Source organism: Mesorhizobium sp. M1E.F.Ca.ET.063.01.1.1, assembly GCF_003998155.1.
Taxonomy (GTDB): domain Bacteria; phylum Pseudomonadota; class Alphaproteobacteria; order Rhizobiales; family Rhizobiaceae; genus Mesorhizobium.
Map to the genome: position 1 here is coordinate 1 of NZ_RZSC01001280.1, position 975 is coordinate 975.

Here is a 975-nt window from a genome sequence, read left to right on the forward strand (position 1 = left end):
TTCCTTGCCGGCGGCGGTGTCGATGTCGCGGCCAAGCAGCCCGGTTACCAGCTTGCCGTCCTTCTGCGGCAGCTGGCCCGCGGTGAACAGCATGTTGCCGGTCCGGCAGTAGGGCACGTAGTTCGCGGCGGGCGCGGCGGCGGCCGGAATGGTGACGCCGAGATCGCTTAGCCGCTTTTCGATTGTTTCGCTCATTGGTTTTCCCTATTGCTGGAAGACGCCGCGTTGGCCGGGCCGAAATTGCTATTTTTGCCTCGCTTCCGCCACGACTTTTTTTAAGCTGGACCATCTTTCCCTGCGGCCTGCCATCGGCCGCGACGATCGGAGCACTTCATGCGCGTGACGCGCCTTTTTCTTTCCGCCGCTCTCCTGTCGACGGCCATCCCGATGGCTCCGGCCTTTGCCGTGCCCGCGCTGCAGGCGCATCGCGCAGTCTACGACCTCACCCTGAACAAGGCGTCCGACCGCTCGGGCATCACCGGCATTTCCGGTCGCATGGTGTATGAGTTCAACGGCTCTCCCTGCGAGGGCTACACGGTGAAGTTTCGCTTCGTCACCCAGATCGTGACCAACGACAACACCAGGCTCACCGACCAGCAGACGACGACGTTCGAGGACGCCGAGGGCAAGACCTTCTCTTTCGTGACGAAGTCCTTCGTCGACCAGAACCTCGACAAGGAGGTCAAGGGAATGGCGACAAGGGAGCCGAAAGGCCTCAAGGTCGACATCGACAAGCCCGAGAAGAACACGCTCGAGCTCGCCGCGACGCAGTTCCCCACCCAGCATCTGGTCGAGCTGATCGGCAAGGCCGAGAGGGGTGAAAACTTCTATCAGACCAATCTGTTCGACGGGTCCGAGGACGCCAACAAGGTGATGACGACCACGGTCGTCGTCGGCAAGAAGACCGACGCCGACAAGGCGGATCCGGAAGCGCCGGCGCTCGCCAAGCTCGCGGCCGACAAGTATTGGCCGGTC

Annotated in this window: 2 protein-coding genes; one reads left to right on the forward strand and one right to left on the reverse strand. The window is 62.5% G+C overall.

Annotation, left to right across the window (positions count from 1 at the left end; translation table 11 throughout):
• A partial coding sequence (locus EOA29_RS37935; RefSeq protein WP_245468762.1) for an Atu1372/SO_1960 family protein occupies nt 1-195 on the reverse strand: 195 nt, incomplete at its 3' end.
• A gap of 138 nt (nt 196-333) precedes the next feature.
• On the opposite strand from EOA29_RS37935, the gene EOA29_RS37940 reads away from it, so the two are divergent.
• Nucleotides 334-975: DUF1849 family protein (locus EOA29_RS37940; RefSeq protein WP_127222485.1), on the forward strand; the 642-nt coding region annotated here is incomplete at its 3' end.